The 18,972-nt window shown below is 43.8% G+C and carries 17 protein-coding genes; 11 read left to right on the top strand and 6 right to left on the bottom strand.

Translation table 11 applies throughout. The features are described from left to right. The first annotated feature begins 105 nt into the window (after positions 1-105). The 5 genes from PWYN_RS05695 to PWYN_RS05675 all read left to right on the top strand — a co-directional run bounded on the left by PWYN_RS05695 (position 106) and on the right by PWYN_RS05675 (position 6,830). On the top strand, positions 106-3,747 hold the full coding sequence (locus PWYN_RS05695; protein WP_052087783.1) for a collagen binding domain-containing protein: 3,642 nt from the start codon (positions 106-108) through the stop codon (positions 3,745-3,747). A 423-nt stretch (positions 3,748-4,170) separates the two neighbouring features. Then, on the top strand, positions 4,171-4,731 hold the full coding sequence (locus PWYN_RS05690) for a sigma-70 family RNA polymerase sigma factor (protein WP_084146618.1): 561 nt from the start codon (positions 4,171-4,173) through the stop codon (positions 4,729-4,731). Then, positions 4,728-5,192, top strand: a complete 465-nt coding sequence (locus PWYN_RS05685) for an anti-sigma factor family protein (protein WP_036649352.1) — start codon at positions 4,728-4,730, stop codon at positions 5,190-5,192. The genes PWYN_RS05690 and PWYN_RS05685 overlap by 4 nt, the downstream gene beginning before the upstream one ends. A 32-nt stretch (positions 5,193-5,224) precedes the next feature. Next, a complete protein-coding gene (locus PWYN_RS27875) occupies positions 5,225-5,722 on the top strand; it encodes a hypothetical protein (RefSeq protein ID WP_052087781.1) in 498 nt (165 codons plus the stop codon). Between the two features lie 16 nt (positions 5,723-5,738). Further along, positions 5,739-6,830: a DUF4097 family beta strand repeat-containing protein gene (locus tag PWYN_RS05675; RefSeq protein ID WP_036649349.1), complete on the top strand. Its 1,092-nt coding sequence runs from the start codon at positions 5,739-5,741 to the stop codon at positions 6,828-6,830. A 204-nt stretch (positions 6,831-7,034) separates the two neighbouring features. On the opposite strand, the gene PWYN_RS05670 is transcribed toward PWYN_RS05675, so the two are convergent. Together PWYN_RS05670 and PWYN_RS05665 are read right to left on the bottom strand one after the other, a co-directional pair. Continuing rightward, the gene (locus PWYN_RS05670) at positions 7,035-8,015 is read right to left on the bottom strand and encodes an aldo/keto reductase (RefSeq protein WP_036649346.1); all 981 of its coding nucleotides are present in this window, start codon (positions 8,013-8,015) and stop codon (positions 7,035-7,037) included. A gap of 95 nt (positions 8,016-8,110) precedes the next feature. Next, positions 8,111-9,169, bottom strand: coding sequence for a hypothetical protein (locus PWYN_RS05665; protein ID WP_036649343.1), 1,059 nt, complete (start codon positions 9,167-9,169; stop codon positions 8,111-8,113). 220 nt (positions 9,170-9,389) lie between these two features. On the opposite strand from PWYN_RS05665, the gene leuB reads away from it, so the two are divergent. The 5 genes from leuB to PWYN_RS05640 all read left to right on the top strand — a co-directional run bounded on the left by leuB (position 9,390) and on the right by PWYN_RS05640 (position 14,851). Next, on the top strand, positions 9,390-10,472 hold the full coding sequence (leuB, locus tag PWYN_RS05660) for a 3-isopropylmalate dehydrogenase (protein WP_036649340.1): 1,083 nt from the start codon (positions 9,390-9,392) through the stop codon (positions 10,470-10,472). 211 nt (positions 10,473-10,683) lie between these two features. Beyond that, positions 10,684-11,223, top strand: a complete 540-nt coding sequence (locus PWYN_RS05655; RefSeq protein ID WP_036649337.1) for a peroxiredoxin — start codon at positions 10,684-10,686, stop codon at positions 11,221-11,223. A gap of 214 nt (positions 11,224-11,437) precedes the next feature. Beyond that, positions 11,438-11,845, top strand: a complete 408-nt coding sequence (locus PWYN_RS05650) for a hypothetical protein (RefSeq protein WP_036649335.1) — start codon at positions 11,438-11,440, stop codon at positions 11,843-11,845. Positions 11,846-12,126: 281 nt separating this feature from the next. After that, positions 12,127-13,230: an ATP-binding protein gene (locus PWYN_RS05645; RefSeq protein ID WP_036649334.1), complete on the top strand. Its 1,104-nt coding sequence runs from the start codon at positions 12,127-12,129 to the stop codon at positions 13,228-13,230. Positions 13,231-13,342: 112 nt separating this feature from the next. Next, complete coding sequence (locus PWYN_RS05640) at positions 13,343-14,851, top strand: leucyl aminopeptidase (protein ID WP_036649332.1); 1,509 nt, start codon at positions 13,343-13,345, stop codon at positions 14,849-14,851. Positions 14,852-14,972: 121 nt separating this feature from the next. Here the strand turns inward: PWYN_RS05640 and PWYN_RS29560 are convergent, their stop codons facing one another. The 4 genes from PWYN_RS29560 to PWYN_RS05625 form a co-directional block, all read right to left on the bottom strand. Next, a complete protein-coding gene (locus tag PWYN_RS29560; RefSeq protein ID WP_169744092.1) occupies positions 14,973-15,110 on the bottom strand; it encodes a hypothetical protein in 138 nt (45 codons plus the stop codon). 109 nt (positions 15,111-15,219) lie between these two features. After that, positions 15,220-15,408, bottom strand: a complete 189-nt coding sequence (locus PWYN_RS05635; RefSeq protein ID WP_036649331.1) for a FeoB-associated Cys-rich membrane protein — start codon at positions 15,406-15,408, stop codon at positions 15,220-15,222. Positions 15,409-15,451: 43 nt separating this feature from the next. Continuing rightward, positions 15,452-17,464, bottom strand: coding sequence for a ferrous iron transport protein B (gene feoB, locus PWYN_RS05630; protein WP_036649328.1), 2,013 nt, complete (start codon positions 17,462-17,464; stop codon positions 15,452-15,454). Beyond that, entirely contained in the window at positions 17,461-17,703 is a 243-nt protein-coding gene (locus PWYN_RS05625; RefSeq protein ID WP_036649326.1) for a FeoA family protein, read from the bottom strand. The genes feoB and PWYN_RS05625 overlap by 4 nt, the downstream gene beginning before the upstream one ends. 236 nt (positions 17,704-17,939) lie before the next feature. Between PWYN_RS05625 and PWYN_RS05620 the strand changes: the two genes are divergently transcribed. Continuing rightward, the gene (locus tag PWYN_RS05620) at positions 17,940-18,899 is read left to right on the top strand and encodes an aldolase catalytic domain-containing protein (protein WP_205622736.1); all 960 of its coding nucleotides are present in this window, start codon (positions 17,940-17,942) and stop codon (positions 18,897-18,899) included. Positions 18,900-18,972: the final 73 nt, after the last annotated feature.

Raw genomic sequence — 18,972 nt, 5'->3', positions numbered from 1 at the left:
TATGTCATATTATGCTATGATAAATCGCACAGCGAGAGGAGTGATGATACTTATCATCAGATATGAAAGAGAGTATAGAAAATATAGAGGAGACGTGTTGAACGAATGAACAGAAATCAAATACATAAAAAACGTATAAACATGATAATCATTTTTCTAATGCTAATTACACAATTGAGTTATGGTTTTGGCTCCATGAATAAAGCTGATGCTGCGGAAATTCAGGACAATATAATTACTAGTGTAACTATGGCAGTGTATGATGACTCAGGCAATACAGTAACGAGCAGTGTATACGGGCAAACTGCTGCGGTGAAGTTGAATTATAACTGGTCCATACCGGACGGTGCCTATAATGGAGGAGATACATATAGCTTTGATTTGCCAGATAAGTTTGTGCTAGCCAGTAATATTGAGGGTAAACCACTCATTTTTGATGGAGATACTTTGGGGTTTTTCGATGTTATTCAGGGCAACCCTAACAAGGTAGTTATGACTTTTAATGATCAGATTAAAGAGCACTTTAGTGTGCATGGGTCTCTTTCAATTAATACTAAGTTCGATAAACAAAAATTAGAGGAGACCATAGTCCAAGATATTCTGTTTCCCATTAACGGAGGAAATCAAACTTTTACTGTTCAATTTAAACCAGATGTTCCTTCAACTATAGAAAAAAAGGGAGAGCCTATTAGCCTGAATAAAAATGGATTTAACGCTAACCAAATCAATTGGACTGTTGACGTAAATAAGACTCAAGATACTGTCAGCCATGCAGTAGTCACGGATTCCATTCCTAGCGGTTTGGCATTGAGTGATCTATTGAATGTTAAGCTATATATGCTTGAAGTTAAGCTGAACGGTACAGTAGCCGTCGGCAACGAGGTGGCAGGCAGTGAGTATGTGGTGAGTATGGAGAACGGTGTACTAAAAATTTTATTTAGTAATTCTCCTATCACCGGAGCATACAGAATAGCGTATACCACCAATATTATTGATGAACAAAAAAAGAGCTTTACTAACACAGCTGTTTTTGATGGTGATGAGATCAATCCGGTAAACTCATCTGCCACGGTTCAGATCGATCGGGGGGGATTCCTTAAAAAAACTTCTCCCGGCTCAGATTCAGCCAGCGGGATTACCCATTGGGAGATTAAGTATAATTATAATGAAACAGCAGTTTTGCAGGCTGATGGAAAGATAACAGATTATTTTGATGACTCGCAGGAATTAGTTCTAGGTTCTGTTAAAGTATATCCTGTTAACTTTCTAACCAACACCAACGGAACTAATGAAACCATGCTTGATCCAAGTACTTATACTGTGGATATCAACCCTCCAACTGTCACAGGCAAGAAAGGATTCATTCTTACTTTCAATAACGATGTATCATCAGCCTACAAAATTCTATACGATACTAAAGCTGTTGCCCGAATTGAAGACAAGCTTACCATAAATAATACGGTTACATCTTCTACTTATACCTCTAGCGCAGTGGGTGTGATTGAACAAGCCATTTTAAGAAAAACGTTAGGAAACGTTAATTATGCGGACAAAACGGTACAATGGTCCATCCAAATTAATGGTGACAGCTACGATATGGATAATGTGATTGTAAAAGACAGCTTCACCCGCAAAGGACTAAAATTGGTCCCGGGTTCACTGGCTGTTAAAAAAGGCAATACGACGCTAAACCAAAATACGGACTATACCATTACTGGTGCAGTCGAGGGTGTAGGTTTTAATGTTCAATTCAATTCGCGTATTTCTGAACCTCATACGATTACGTACTCGACCAGCTTTAACAACGATTGGCTTGAGCCTGAATGGCTTACTCAAGAAGCCAAGTTCATTAATAAGGCAGAGATGGAATGGGAATATCCCTCCACTTCAGACGTAGAAGTTAAATCGGCAACGGCAACGTTTGACCCTAGAAAGGAAGTTAAAGATAACGGCTTTAAGTATGGTTCCTATAATGCGATTCTGAAAGAAATTACATGGACCATTGGGATCAACTACAACGAGAAGACTATAACAAGCCCATTATTAACTGACGTCCTGCAAAGCAATCAGAACTTTATAGGGGATTCAGTGGAGATATACCCTCTGACGATTGAAACTGATGGAACACCTAAGAAGGGTACAAATTCGATTGACACAGATGAATATACAGTATCCTATATTCCATCCACCAAACAATTAGCTGTAACTTTCAAAGAATCCATAACTTCACCGTACTATGTCGTGTTTAAAACTAGCTTGAAGGATCAGCTAATCGATAATACTGTTCCTAATAAAGCGAATTTCACTGATGGCTCTGTAGCTGTATCGAGAGATTTAATGGCGAATCTGAGTATTCCTAAAGCTGGTGAATATGTTAGCAAAAGCGGAGTTCAAAGTAATACTAAAATGAAATGGACTCTTAATATCAACTTTAATCAGTCCTTCGTCAAAGATGCCAAAATAACGGACGAGCCAAGTACCAATCAAATTTTACTGCAGGATTCATTTCACCTCTATCCAACGAATGTGTCTTCAAATGGTACCGTAACAAAGTCGGGATCTGAGTTGGTTAAGGGTACTGGGTATGAGCTTGTTATGACAACGAATGAGGAAACGGGCCAACAGCAGTTTGTTTTAAGCTTCAACAATGACATTGAAAAACCCTATATTCTAGAATATGAATCTTTAATTGTCGCGAATAATGGGGAAACGCTTAGCAACAAAGTTAAGTTTGAAGGTAATAATTCTATTACAGTCACTAAAACTAACGAAAAGGACATCATCGTGGCTCTTTCTGAAGCAGACGGGGTGGGAACTGGCTTTAAAAAGCAACTCACCGTCACCAAAGTTGATGAAGCAGATCACAGCAAGCTTCTTACTGGAGCAACCTTTGCTCTATATCGTTTAAATGGCTCAGAAGAAGTATTATTTAATACAGTTACTACGAATGCTGAAGGAACAGCCGTGTTTAAAAATCTTTGGCCGGGAAGCTACATCCTGCAAGAGAAGGTAGCACCCCAAGGTTATATTTTGGATACAACCAAGTATCCCGTAACTTTTAATTCGACAATAGAAACTTTGATGACAGTGACGAATAAAGCAGAAGTAGTAGTTCCTCCGGTTGTTCCGCCAGTAGTACCACCGGTAGAACCGCCAGTAGTACCACCTGTAGTACCACCTGTAGTACCGCCAGTAGTACCACCTGTAGTACCGCCAGTAGTACCAACATCTTCACCGGTTCCAGGGGTTATTGTAACACCAAGCCCAACCCCAGCCGTTACTGAAACACCTAAGGCAATCGCTTCGGCCTCGCCGGCTACACCAACACCTGCTCCAACCGCTACTCAAGGAAAGACTAAGGAGGATGTTCCTATCGAAGGTGAGCTTCCCTTAGGAGGTATTCCGAGTATTGGTGATCAGCCAGGGCACGGTAAGGTGACTTTAACACCAGACGGCAAATGGCATTATACGCCGAACCCTGGCTATATTGGAAAAGATAAATTTTCGATCATCGTTACGGATGAAAACGGCAAAGATGAAGAGGTACTCATTGAAATTATCGTAGAGGAAGTACCTAAGGGAACAGTTACGCAGCCAGGCGAAAGTGGTGATCAAGGTATGCCGCCGGCAACGCTCCCGAAGACGGGTGAAAATAGCTCTCGTCCGATCTATTTATTCGGAAGTGGCTTGATTATTCTTGGTTTTTACTTGCAAAGAAGATTCAACATGAATACTAAAGAAAAATAAGAATAGAAATGCTTAGGATACAGCCAAGATACCCGAACTGAATTTAGGGTGTCTTGGCTGTATTATTATGTCAAACTTCGCAGAGCGAACCCTTGATGAATATAGCCTAAGCAATTAATAAAAGATCTCTCGTCAAAATAGAAAATCAACAAGAAATTCGGATATACCTGCCTATTTATTTACTTGAAAGCCATAAAGCCGAATCCTTTCCGGGCAAAGATGCTGTGTATCGATACTTAAATTACACAGGCACATCTGCTTATTTCAAGCTGCGATATTTGAGTTATTATGTCCTATGACTATAAATGTTGATTCTGCCACCTCTTTGTGAAAAGCTAAAATTAGCAGAATGGATAATGGTTTTAATAATATTCTAGGTTGGTTGCAGGGATATCAGAATGAGCGTCGTCTAACTTAAAGAAGCTGGAGGAGGGGAGAATACTGGAAGAGGCGGAGTGGATTTCAGCCGTGCTCAGTGGTCAGCATGAAGCCTTTGGGCATCTGGTGACGCGTTATCAGGGCTTGGTATATAGAGTTTGCTTGAAAATTACGGGAGAAGCCGAGTCGGCCAAGGATATGGCCCAGGAGGTTTTTATAAAAGCCTATAAAGCACTCCCTTCCTTCAGAGGGCAATCCTCCTTCTCTACCTGGCTGTACAGGATCGCTTATCGTACTTGTCTGGACTGGAAACGGGCCAATGACAGGGAATGGCGGCACCGAAGTACGGCCACTTATACCGAGAATGATTGGATTACGTCGCAAACCCCAGAGCATGCTGCCCTTCGTAAAGAAGCGTCAGCTGAACTGGATGAGAATCTTAACAGTCTTGCGGAACCGTACCGGTCGGTCGTACAACTGTATTATTTTCAGCGTCATTCCTATCAGGAAATTGCAGAGCAAAAAGGTGTTTCTGTCAAAACCGTGGAGTCACAGTTATATCGTGCCAGACAAATGATGCGTAAGAGTGGGGAGGAATGGCGATGAATTGTGAACAGATCAAAGAATGGATGCCTCATTATCTGGATGGCTTGTTATCCCTCGAGAGAGAACAAAGCATTCGTCTTCATATAGATACCTGTCCCGCTTGCGAACAAAATCTGGAGGAAGCACGTGAACTGGCTGCACTCTGGAGAGAGATGGAAGGGGATATGGGGAAGCAAGAAGACTTGGATATCCCTGATCTAACAGATGCGGTTATGGCTAAGATTGAGCTTATCGAAGCCGAACGCATTCAGCGGGTTCCTGTCCCAACTACTTCAAGACGTCGTTATACGCCGCGGACCTCGTGGACGCATTATAGTGTGGCGGCATGTCTGACCTTTTTATTATTTCAGTTTGGTGTATTTGAGGGGCTAGCCTATCAGATTACAGAAATAAATGGTCACATGTCAAACTCGGTTACCGCTTTGTTCGGTCCGCAGGCCAATCCACCCATAAATAAATAAACAAATAATTAAGAATATTAGGAGGGTGTTTCATGATTAAGAAGAAGCGCTGGCTTACATTCATGCTGGCTATGGTGCCAGGACTCGGCCATATGTATCTTGGATTCAAAAAATTAGGCCTGCAGTTTATGATCGGGGCTTTCGTATGCATTATCTTTATCCCATCGATGCCAACGGTCTTTCCATTCGCACTGGCTGCGTTATGGTTCTATCAATTATTTGATGCTTTGCAAAAAGCCACCTGGATGAAAATATCAATAGCAGAGCATGAGCGGTTGATGTTCCACCCCGATAGCTTTGGCGCCCCCTGGACATTCGACATGAATTCACTCCCGGGTTTCCCCCAGGATGATATCAACCCTGCCTGGGTAGGTGGTGCTTGTGTAGTTGCCGGAGTATTGCTGCTGATCATTACGGCATTTCCGACACTATGGAGCATTCTTACTGAAATTAACATCGGCACCATTCTACTGTCAGTCGGACTAATCGGCTACGGTCTGCGGATGCTGAAAAACAATACAAGGGCTTAAGGGAGTTGGAAGCAACATGGGGAAATGGAAGATTGGCAGTTTAACCGCAGCTATAGGCTGTATAGCTTTGGGAGTAATCATTGGGCTTGTACAGTATGGTGAGCTGACATATGCAGCGCTTGGTTATTTATGGCCGGTATTGCTTATTGCCTTGGGTATCGAAATGCTTACCCGGCTTATGATTCGTTCAGATGTCAAAAGCCGTGTAAGCGGCTGGGCTATCCTTCTTATCGTTCTGTTAATAGGAGCAAGTGCAGGACAATCTGCCTTGTCTGGGGGTTCGTTTAATACTCTGTTTGGCAATATGAAGCTCACTCCGCTTAATGGGACCGTAGAGGTGAAATCCGAAATCAAGACAGTGAAGATATCTATTCCTAATGGTAAGGTGAAAATCAATGGTGTACCGGGGAGTTCATTGAATTATGAAGGAAGCCTGCTCGTTCCAGGAGATTCTGAGAGCGAAGCATTAAGTGCGCTTGAGAAGAAGTGGCTAATAACGACAGAAGGAGATACTTTGGTGTTGAAACTGGACCAAGAGACGGAATGGTTCAATCTCATTCAATTCGGCTTCAATTCTAAAAATCCTTATCTGAACGTTAGTATTCCTCAGAATCTGGCCGTGGAAATTGACACAAGCGACGGTTCAATTGAAGCTATGGAGCTTAAGTCGGGCTTAATCGCAGAAACCTCAAATGGAACTATGGATCTTCATGATATAGTGGGTGATGTTCAAGCGCATTCCAGCAACGGTTCTCTGAGTGCCAAAAATATACAAGGTAAAGTTGAACTGGTCAGCTCCAACGGAGCAATCTCGCTGGATCATATTGATGGTTCGCTTACTGCAAAGAGCAGCAATGGCAAAATCATGAGTAATTCAGATATAACCGGCGACTGGAAATGCACTTCAAGCAATGGAAAGATTCAGTTGGATCTGCCTTCAGGGGTAAATGCGAGGATTACTGCTGACACAAGCAATGGATCACTAAAGGGCAATGTCCCTTGGGATCGTGACGGGGATAATCATGGAACAGCTACGCTGGGTGACGGATCCCATGTGGTTGACTTATCTACCAGCAATGGTAGTGTAACAGTGGATGTAATGGAATAACGACAAGAAAAGGGATATTCCGGCCATTAATGGCACCGGGATATCCCTTTGATTAAAATATCAGAAAGTATAAGTTTTCAGTATACTTTGCTTATATTTCTACGAGAAACGGATACCTGAAAGCGATACGGAGTATCGCTTCTTCGGAAGCATAAGCTCCCATTAAGGACGGCAAGGCCGTTTCTTCTTGTTATAGTGGCAATATTACCAGGCGTAGGCATTAGGAGCTTCTCCTCCTGGGCCTGGGAAAATCTCATCCAGGCGGGCCATCACGGACTCGTCTAATACAACCTCAAGACTGCGCAATGCGCTTTCGAATTGCTCCAGTGTACGTGGGCCGATAATAGGTGCTGTAACGGCAGGGTTCGCTAGGAGCCATGCTAAGGCAATATTATCTTGTGGCTCACCAAGCTCCATACTCAAAGCTGCAAAGGCTTCAAGCTGGCTCTTATGCTGCTCCACACGCTCTGCATTGCCCCCGCTGCGGCTGCCTTCAATTTTCATGAGTGCGTTACGGCCAAGAAGGCCCCCGTCCAATGGACTCCATGGAATAATGCCAAGCCCGAGGCTACGGGAAGCAGGGAGCACTTCAAGCTCCGGCAAGCGGCAGGTCAGACTGTATTTATGCTGCTCCGATACAAGACCTAAGAAGCCGCGTGCCTTTGCCTCTTGTTGTGCTATTGCTATATCCCAGCCGGCGAAATTACTAGAACCGACATAACCAATCTTTCCTTGGTTGACTGCAAGCTCAAAGGCGTTCCATAGCTCGTCCCATGAAACGCTGCGGTCTACATGGTGCATTTGATATAACTCAATATGATCGGTCTGAAGGCGCTGCAGCGAAGCCTCTAAGTGACGGCGGATAATGTAGGAGGAAAGTCCACCTTCATCGTTCGGGCCATCCAGCTTATCACTCATAGCACCATATACTTTAGTGGCGAGTACAACTTTTTCCCGGCGTCCGCCGCCTTGCTTGAACCACCGACCCATAATACTTTCCGTCAGGCCGGAATTCTCACCCCAGCCATAGACATTAGCGGTATCAAAAAAGTTAACGCCGGCATCCAGGGCAGCGTCCATAATGCGGAAGGCTTCTTTCTCATCCGTTTGTGGACCAAAATTCATCGTTCCCAGACAAAGGCGGCTAACCTTCATGCCTGATTTACCAAGCTTTGCGTATTGCACTTCGCAATCACTCCTTCAATGAATTTGAAATAACCTATAACTTACAACTGCCTACTAATTGTAAACAACTTAAGAAATAAGAGCAAATGGAGCGGCTACAGCTGTTGATTGATTAAGAAGGAAGACTTCCCATTATCTGATGAGATTAGAAAGCTGGCTTTATGAAGCTTTGATGAATAGTGAATAAATTGCTGTAAGGTAGCTACAGGATTATTTTGCATAGGAAAATATCCAGTTCCATTAGAATCGAAGAGAGTCCAGGAACTCGAAATTAGATCTGTGAAGAAGAAAGTATTGTCGTTTTGGAAAGTGCAGTCCCATGCAAAAAATACAGAGTCATTGGAAAAGGTATACGTTTTTAATGTGATAGGTTTACCTGTCTTCAAGTCATAAACCCCGAAAATCTGATGCTCCTTCTTAGGACCAATGGATGGGCGTAATTCTCCATAGCTTGTTGTAATGATGAGTTGATTTTTTCTGATCGAGAATTCGCTACTGACATTCCACTCGGATGCGATGGTGTATTTCTTACCTGAATAAATATCAAAAACTTGATAAAAGATTTGATCCTGCATAAAGGCCCCTCCGTCTTGTTCAACAATGAGGTAGGGAGACTGAAAGGCTAGCTTTCTCAAAATAACGTTCTCGTAGCTCGAATTAGGTTCCATTGCTGTCTTTAGTTGTTTAAAAGGTTTGTTCCAAGGAGATTTAAATAGTTGAGTATTCTTGTCTTGTTGAATAAGTATCATCTCGTTGTTATGCTCATCTGGAGCGACCCAGTAAGCCAAGTAGGGATTCATGCCTGTCTTCATAGATACATACACCGTTTGTGTCAAAAGATTACCCGAAGCATCCAGCGTAAGTTTTTTTAGATGCTGCTTCTCTTCGGTCAGAATAATAATTTTTGTTGGATACTGAAGTATTTTCACATCATACAGGGTTGTAAAAGCCTTCTTCCAACTGAGGGTTTCAGTGCTTAGGTTAATAGCGGTGATAGTTGCATTTCCTTTATTGACCAACAGAGAAGTTTCATCGTTTAGGGAAATAGTCGTTGCATCGTTCGGACGAAGACCGGGTAAAGATGGAGCTGCAGCGAATGCGGGAGAAGCTATTGCCAGTAGAAGTGACAGTAAAGCCAGAACCTTTTTCAACAAAATCATCGACCTTCTTTCTTGATTTGGGAATTATAACCATTACCTAATTCTACAGACTTGCCAAGAAATATACAATGAAAGAGCTTCACTCCTCCTCTTATAGGCTCCGCCTATTAATCCAATAGTATCTATATCTTTGTCCTTTTGCCTACAGTATGTTACAACAATATAAAGAAGAACTATGTCTGCGGAAGAGCAGAACACTAGAGGAGTGACTGGAATGAGCAACGTAAAAAAAATCGCAGTAATCGCCGGCGACGGCATCGGACCTGAAGTTGTAGCTGAAGCTGAAAAAGTATTGAAAGTGACCGAAGAGGTATTCGGTTACAAGTTCGAGACTGAGCATGCTCTCTTTGGAGGAATTGCCATTGATCAGAGAGGTACACCGCTGCCGGAAGATACGCTGGAAATTTGCCGAAGTGCAGATGCAGTGCTTCTGGGGGCAGTAGGTGGACCCCAATGGGACAACAATCCGAAGGAACTTCGTCCGGAGACAGGACTGCTCGGCATTCGTAAAGCGTTGGGGTTATTCTCTAACCTTCGTCCTGCTGTTGTTTTTGATTGCTTGAAGGATGCTTCCACCTTGAAGCCTGAAGTACTTGAAGGTACGGACCTTATGGTTGTGCGTGAACTGACCGGTGGTATCTACTTCGGTGAGAAGCTGCGCCGTCAAGGAGAGTTCGGCGAAGAAGCCGTAGATACTTGCGTATATAATGTTGTAGAAATCGAACGTATTGTACGTCAGGCTTTCGAGATTGCCCAGAAACGCCGCAAGAAGCTGGCTTCTGTCGACAAAGCCAACGTATTGGAGACATCACGTCTGTGGCGTGAGGTAGTAAACAAGCTTGCTCCGGAATATCCGGATGTAGAGTTGGAGCACGTACTGGTTGATAATTGCGCCATGCAGCTTCTTCGCCGTCCATCCAGCTTTGACGTAATTGTCACTGAGAATATGTTCGGTGATATTCTGAGTGATGAAGCAGCGATGCTTACCGGTTCTATTGGTATGCTTGCTTCTGCTTCAATGGGTGAAGGCAGCTACGGGTTGTACGAGCCTGTACACGGTTCAGCACCTGACATTGCAGGACAAGGACTGGCTAACCCAATTGCAACCATTCTATCGCTTGCGTTAATGTTCCGATTGACCTTCGGGTATGAGGATGCGGCAGCAGCGATTGAAGCAGCTGTAGCTGAGGTTCTCGATGCAGGACACCGCACAAGCGACATTGCCGTAGATAAGAGTAAAGCGATTAGTACGACAGAAATGGGTAATTTAATTGCTGCAGCTATCCGTAAAGCGTAAAACTGTCACATAAAATTGCTTATTTATAATTATTATAAAAAAGTAATCAATGTAATCTTGACTTTGATTTTGTACGATGATACCATTTGAGTTGTAGTAGAAAGGGTAGTAACCCACTCATCATATCAAGAAAAGCATAGATAGCGTCAGTCCTCTAACGGACGGATCAAGTCAGCTGTTTTTCTTACATAATCAAAGGAGGATGTAAGCAATGGCAGAACGTTTGGTAGGTAGACCGGCTCCCGATTTTACAATGGAAACAGTATCTGGTGACGGCAAAGATTTTGGTAAAGTAAGCTTGTCCGACTATCGCGGCAAATGGCTTGTATTCTTCTTCTATCCACTTGATTTCACATTTGTATGCCCGACAGAAATCACAGCTCTTAGTGATGCTGCAGATCAATTCGCGGCACTTGATACAGAAATTCTTGGGGTCAGCGTGGATTCAATCCACAGCCACAAGGCATGGATCAGCACACCTAAAGACTCTAACGGTCTGGGTCAGTTGAGCTTCCCTCTTGCATCCGATATCACTAAGAATGTGGCGAAGGATTATGGTATATTAATTGAAGAAGAAGGCATTGCCCTTCGTGGTCTGTTCATCATCGACCCTGATGGCGAGTTGAAATATCAGGTCGTGAACCATAACGATGTAGGTCGCAGCGTAGAAGAAACACTTCGTGTACTTCAAGCACTGCAATCGGGCGGTTTATGTGCAATGAACTGGAAACCGGGCGATAAGAACCTGTAAGGTCCCTTTCTAGGCGATCCTTGAGAAATGATTAGCAACCTCCTTTGCCGAATTTGAATTCGGTATAAGGGGGTTTTTTGCTCCAAAATAATCTAACCTGTGCCGCTTGTTTGAAAACGGGCGCAAAGGTTAAATATGGAAGAGGAATCTCCATCGGCATAATGTAATACAATAATACGAAACCATTGAAATTAACCTGGGAGGGTGAGCAATCATGAGCTTTTGCTGTGGCGCGAGTATGGTAGGAACAAAGGGAACACTTAAACATTATCGTACGCAAGTTCATAATGTTCCCCTGCTGTTTTGTCCGGTTTGTCATCGGGTGGAGGTTCATTACAAGGTCGAGAATGAATATGAAATTTTGGCTGAATATGCTCATGGGGACGGCGTGACTGATGTGGATTTTCAGGACTATGTCATGGAAGATGAAGAGTCTATTTTTGAAAATGTTATCAATATGGAAACCGAAGACCCATTAGCTATTGTAAGAAGCCAGATTGATATGTCGTTGGATTTGCTGGCAGTTGCCAAGCAAATTGGGGATACCAAGTGGGAGCGGGAGCTTAAGAAACGGTTAGCCGTAATGAGCCAACGGCGGCACCGTCTACAGCAAAAAGCCTAACTAAATCCGCAGTCCTAATTTACCAAGAAGCCTCTTGATAACATAATAGAGGCTTTTTTCTTATGTCTTTAGAATCATTTCTATGAAATAATTAGGATTCGACAGTATCTCTGATTGCGTTGTTCATCTCTCTTGGATATGATTGGAATATAGTTAATAAGGTTGGATATTTTACAACAAAAACCGAATGTTCTGACGGCTTCGTCATATACTCACATACATAGTAATTTGATGTCGTAGAGCGGCTTCGTCAATTGCAGTAGAAGGGGGAACTTCGTGTCATGTTACGCGAATATCAGGAAGGTTTGCTGTTATCAGCAAGATCGTTTCAATCCGGCCTCATAAATACTACATATGAGAACGTTCTGGAGAACTTGGACAGTGGAATTATGCTTTTTGATGAAGAAGGAATTCTCAGCTTTATTAACAGTCAGATGTATACCATCCTGGACATGAAACGCCATGCTCTTGTAGGGTGTACTATCCTCAGTATGTTATCTCATGTTCAATTAAGCCGTGCCAAGAAAAGAAGAGTATTGAATATTTACAGGGAAACGATTTACAAGGGGAAATCCGCATACGAGTTTGTAGATGAATTTGGCCGTTATTGGCGGGTATCCGTGACCTACGGAGAAAAGATGAATGGGCAATATTTGTTTGTTATTAAGGAAATCTCTGATTACAAGCGTATTGAACAAACGGCTTATCAGAATGATAATCTGGCTATGCTCGGGAAACTGTCTGCCTCAATTGCCCATGAGATACGTAATCCATTAACATCCATACGCGGTTTTATCCAATTACTTCGCCCCCACCTTTCTCAGTTGGGCAAAGAAGAGTATGCCAAGATTATTCTGGCAGAAATTGACCGTGCGAATGATATTATTCATGAATTCCTTGCATCCTCCAAACCCTCTGTTCCCCAAGTTGGAATCATTCCGGTATCTCTTCTGCTTAGGGAGGTTGTATTGCTAACCGAGAGTGAAGCCCTGATGAAGGGTTGCGAGATTCACCTGCATCCTTTTGCCGAAGATTTAAATATTTCGGTGGATGTGAAACAGATGAAGCAGGTGGTTATTAACATCATAAGAAATGCAATGGAAGCGATAACAGAAAGGGACGATGATTATACCGGCAGGATAGAGATTGGGGCACGGCGCGAAGGGGCTGAAGTGCGCATTTTTATATCTGATAATGGGGAAGGGATGAGTATTTGTACCCTGGATCGCTTGTTCAATCCTTTTTTTACGACTAAGAAAAATGGGACGGGACTGGGGCTGTCAGTTAGTGACAAGATCATCAGAAATCATGGGGGATGCATTTCAGTCAGCAGCAAGCTCAATGAAGGTACCAGCTTTATAATCTCACTTCCTCTTATTCAATAAACACGATAAATAGCTACATCATAGGCTGATCTCTACGGTTCTACACTTGCCGAAAGAGATCAGCCTTATTATGTTACAATGCATAAGATATATAAAAGGTGGTGGAGTAACTATGAATATTGGATGGAGGAGCGGAGTTCCGCTTTCAACGTTAACGGGTGATGTTCTAATTCGGATTATTTCGGAATTAGAAATAAAGGATGGCGGACTTTCATCAGAATGGGATTCGAAAATAGGTGGGTTGGCCTCGCTTGGGATATTCGAGGGGAAGTTGCAGCAAAGTTATGTTCTGCCGCTAGAGAAGGAATCTAACTTTCCCGCGGTCATCTTAATCGGTAGGGGAGACCGTATTCTCAGTGCAGATGAACTGCGTCTAATGTTTGCCCAAATTGCACGGGCAGCAGTTAGACTTAAAGCTGAGAATCTGGTTATTCAGATCCCTAATGGAATAGGCGATTGGACGGCTGAGGTAGATTTGGCAGCAGTTGCACATACCTTTAGTGAAGGTCTTCTACTCGGAGCATATATACGGAAACATTACAAACAAGAGCAACCTCAATATGGGGGCATAACCTCGGCTTTGTTTTATATAGAGCAGGAAATTGATGAGCCTGAGGGAGAACTTTGGACTGCAGGTGTTGAGCGTGGGCAGGCCTTTGGAGAAGCCACCCTATTAGCACGTACTTTAACTAATATTCCTGGAAACATGCTGGTGCCGGCTGATCTGGCTGTGTCCGCTGTGGAGATTGCAGAGAGGTATGGCTTCCCTGTGGAGGTATTGGATGAACGTGAAATTATGCATAAGGGGATGGGGGGATTATGGGCAGTGGGTAAGGGCAGTATTAACCTGCCGCGAATGATTGTAATCCGCTATCAAGGAACAGGGCATTGGGAGAATGTAATTGGACTGGTAGGTAAAGGCATCACGTTTGATACGGGTGGTGTTTCCCTGAAACGTGCTCCAGGAATGGAGGACATGATTAGCGAAATGGGTGGAGCAGCCGCCGTATTGGGCGTTGCAGAGGCGCTGGGGAGATTGCGTCCACGAATTAATGTAGTGATGGTGATCCCTGCCGCCGAAAATATGGTCTCAGCGAATGCATTCAAGCCTGGTGATGTCATTACTTCTCTCAGCGGTCGTACAATTGAAGTTCTAAATACGGACGCAGAAGGCCGGGTTGTGCTGGCAGATGCTCTTACTTATGCCAGAGAGTGGGGAGCAGAACGCATCATTGATATCGCCACGCTCACAGGTGCTGTGCTTTCAACTTTAGGAGATGTTGCTACAGGCGTGGTCACGAACGATGAAGCCTTTTTGCAGGAATTCACAGCCGCCTCTCAGAGAACGGGGGAGAAAATCTGGCCCTTGCCAGCCTACCCTGAATTTAAGGATATGTTGAAAAGTGAGGTCGCCGATCTTCGCAATGCTACAGGAGGATATGGAGCAGCAATAACAGCAGGACTATTTATCGGTACCTTCGCTGAAGGAAAGCCCTGGCTCCACTTGGACATTGCAGGTACAGCATTCCTCTCCAAGGAGCGCGGAGTCAATCCGAAAGGGGCTACAGGGGTGATGGTTCGCACCCTTTTGGAATGGATGCTAAGTCAGGCCGAGAATTAAGAGTACCCGCCTGCATAACGTAAAATAAGCACCAGCCCCGTTAAAGGGCTGGTGCTTATATTTCTACGAGAAACGGATTCCGTCCAATTAAGGACGGAAAAGCCGTTTCTTCTTGGTCTTCTTAAATTGTGCTGCCTGATTTCTTAGACTTGGTGAAGGATTGAATGCCATTCATTACTTTATCACGGGTTTCCTTGTTCTTCATCAGATATACGGCACCGAGCGCTAGGGTAGTAAACAGTGTTTTCTTAGTATTCATTGTTATTCCCTCCTTGGTGAGTCTGGTTGCAATTGCTTATAACAAACATACCCGTCTCCCAAGGTTTTAAACCATTTTATCTTAGATTGGTATTAAATTTGCCATAGTTTTACTTACTTTTAATGCTTGTATTAAGGCTTCCGCTGTTACAAGAAAAAGGAGAATCCATGGATGCAGCCTCACAGGTTTTACCCTTGTCACAACCGGCACAGGCTCCTTTTTTGCCTTTTTGTACATGACGGTACAACATCCATCCTGAATATCCGAATATAAGACCTACAATCAACACATTTATCATCACGTATGCCCCGCTTTCCTAGGAAGATCTTTGACGTCCATGATTATGCCCAGCCCAACAGCCGTCCGCCTTGGTAAATGATCAAACATACTACATACGCCAGAACTAGACAATAACCCATGGAGAAAAAGGTCCATTTCCAAGAAGCTGTTTCTTTCTTAATAACACCTACTGTAGCCAGACAAGGGATATAGAGAAGAATAAAGGCCATGAAGCTGATTGAGCTCAGTGGTGTGAATGTCTGCGAAACTTGGCTTTGCAATCCGGCAGCATCCGGAGTGTGGTAAATAATATTCATAGTGGATACAACGACTTCCTTAGCCAGGAAACCCGGTACAAGCGTGGCTCCTGCTTGCCATGTTCCAAAGCCTAGAGGCTCAAGCAAAGGTGCAATAATACCGCCGAATTTTGCTAAATAACTGAAGTCCATCTCTACATCTAATCCGCCCGGTCCGGCATAAGACATCAGCCAGATAATGACTGAACCTGCAAGGATAATGGTACCTGCCTTGCGTAGGAAGCCTTTACCTTTTTCCCAAGTGCTCCGTGACAGGGTCTTGATCTGCGGTAAACGGTATGGAGGAAGCTCGATAATAAAGATCGATGCTTCATTTTTAAATAAGTATCTGGAGAACAGCTTGCATAATAACAGAGCGAAGATGATACCCATCACGTACATTGATAATATGGCTGCCGCCTGCTGAGTTGGGAAGAATACGGCTGCAAATAAGGCGTACACTGGAAGTCTTGCAGAGCAGGACATCAGCGGCATCAGAAGTGTGGTCAGCATCCGGTCTTTAGGCTGTTCGATACTGCGCGCCGCCATAATTGCAGGGACGTTGCAGCCGAAGCCGATAATAAATGGAATGAAGGCTTTCCCGTTCAGACCCATTCTCTCCATGGTACTGTCCATTAGCAGACATACTCTGGCCATGTAACCTGAATCCTCTAAGAAAGAGATAATGAGAAACAGAATGAAAATCTGCGGGACGAAGACAAGAACACCGCCGACACCGCCAATAATACCGTCAATAATGAGTGCATGAGTAAAGCTGGATGCTCCGATATATTGAAGCAACGAGGCAGTTCCCTCACTTACAGGACCGGAGAGCAGACCGTCTATAAGACCAGATAAAGGTCCGCCTACCCAATCGAAGGTTGTTTTGAATAAAGCATACATAAAGAATATGAACAATGGCAGTCCCAAAAAACGGTGTGTCAGCACGGTATCGAGTCGTTCCGTCAGGTTATGCGGCTTTTGCCCGGATGTATCGAGAGCGTCTTTGCATAACGAACGGATGTAGTCCATGCGTATGGAACGAATCCACTGCGGAAGAGTCAAGGCCAGCTTCTTGATTTGCAATTCGCTTTGACAAGCCTCATAAATAGCCAGCAGTTTAACTGTATCTACACGTGACTTCAAGAATTCCAGAACAACCGGATTCTGCTCAAGTAATTGCAAGGCAACCCAACGGTGATTAGGCAAATGAGGTGTATGTTGTAATTCCTTTTCTATAGTAGATATGGCGAGTTCGGTAATTTCACCGTAGTTAAGCTTGAAATGAACCGGAGGTATGGATGAGGGCTTCTCTACAATGCTTAAAACCTGTCCACTGCCTTTGCCGGTTCTAGCGATAAGCGGTAGGACGGAAATGCCTAAGCGCGATTGAAGGACTTCCGGATTGACATGAATGCCCCGAGCATTTGCGACGTCCATCATATTCAAACCAAGTACTGTCGGTTTTCCGTATTCAAGAAGTTGCAGAGTGAGCAGCAAGTTCCGTTCCAGCTGTGAGGCATCTACAATGTTGATAACCGCTTCAGGGGACTCCTCAAGTAAGTATTGAGCCGCTACGCCTTCATCCCGGGAGAGCGGGTGCAGGGAGTAGATGCCGGGTAGATCTATCAGCTTACCGGCCCCGTTCTTCAGGTCGCCCACCTTTTTCTCTACGGTTACCCCGGCCCAGTTCCCGACATATTCATAAGATGAAGTAAGTGTGTTGAAAAGAGAGGTCTTTCCTGTGTTGGGGTTGCCAATCAATGCGACCGATCTCATGAGACATTGACTTCAATCCTTGAAGCCTCCTTGCGACGGATAGCGAATAACTGACCGTTGCATTCCAATGTAATAGGTCCTAGAAAAGGACCTTTTCCTTTGAGGCTGATGATGACGCCTTCGGAAACGCCCAAATCGGCAAGCCGACGGCGTAAAATGGGATTCATTCCATCAATTTTATGAATAGAGCCTATTGTGCCCGGTTGTAGATGTAATAGGGAGCAGGGTAGTAAGACCATTTATTTCCCTCCAAAAGAGACTGATAATCAATCTCAATAGTTTTTCTGTACTTTAGCATTTTTCTGGCAATTTAACTGTAACATTTGTCACATACAAACCATACTGAAAGCATATATGGGCGAACGGTGAAATATTCTTTACATTTTAATCTTCACTAAAGTATTATGAATGATAATGATTGCCTGTCGGATATGGTGGGATAATGATGATGTATAGCTGAGAGGAGAGTTTATTGGTGAAGATTAATCATAGCAAAATCGTCGACTGTACCATCCGTGACGGAGGACTTGTGAACAACTGGGATTTCAGTGTGGAATTTGTACAAAATCTTTACGCGGGTCTTAATGAGGCCGGTGTTGATTATATGGAAATCGGCTATAAAAATTCCCCTAAGCTGCTTAAAGGCGCTGAAGGTGCCGGCCCATGGAGATTTCTTAATGATGATTTTCTCCGCAAGGTTATTCCGCAAAAGGGTCATACCAAGCTCTCTGCCCTCGTGGATATTGGACGTGTGGATGAGAATGATATTTTGCCGCGCAGCGAAAGCATGCTCGATCTGATTCGTGTGGCTTGCTACAGCAAAGATGTGGACAAGGCGCTTCAACTTGTACAAACCTTTCATAACTTAGGTTATGAAACAACTATCAACATTATGGCATTATCTAATGTAATGGAGAATGAACTTCTTGAAGCCTTCGAGCAGATCAGTGAAAGTGTAGTGGATGTGGTCTACATCGTCGATTCCTATGGCAGCTTGGATCATAATGATATGAAGTACCTGATCGAGAAATTCAAAACTCACCTGCCAAACAAGCGTTTAGGCGTACATACCCATAACAATTTGCAATTGGCCTTCTCTAATACCCTTGTTGCTAATGAACACGGTGTAGAGCTGCTGGATGCTTCCTGTTACGGGATGGGACGTGCTGCAGGCAATTGCCCAACGGAACTGCTTGTTACCCATTTGAAAAATACACGTTATACTTTACGCCCGGTACTTGATATCGTTGAACGTCTAATGATTCCATTGCGGGAGAAAGAAGAGTGGGGATATATCATTCCTTATATGATCACGGGTACTCTTGATGAGCATCCTCGTTCCGCTATGGCTTTGCGTTCCTCCGCGGACAAGGATCAAGCTGTTGATTTCTATGATAAGCTTACAACTCCGGAAGTAACCTTTGGTGACAAATAATACCTTGCAGAAGCACTGCCCCCGCAAACAGGGGCAGCTGCTTTTTTTTAACTGACGATCTGGATTCTTTCAT

It is taken from the genome of Paenibacillus wynnii, assembly GCF_000757885.1.
Taxonomy (GTDB): Bacteria; Bacillota; Bacilli; order Paenibacillales; family Paenibacillaceae; genus Paenibacillus_AQ; species Paenibacillus_AQ wynnii.
Note: the sequence above shows the minus strand (reverse complement) of the source record. Positions and strands in the feature narration are given on the sequence as shown.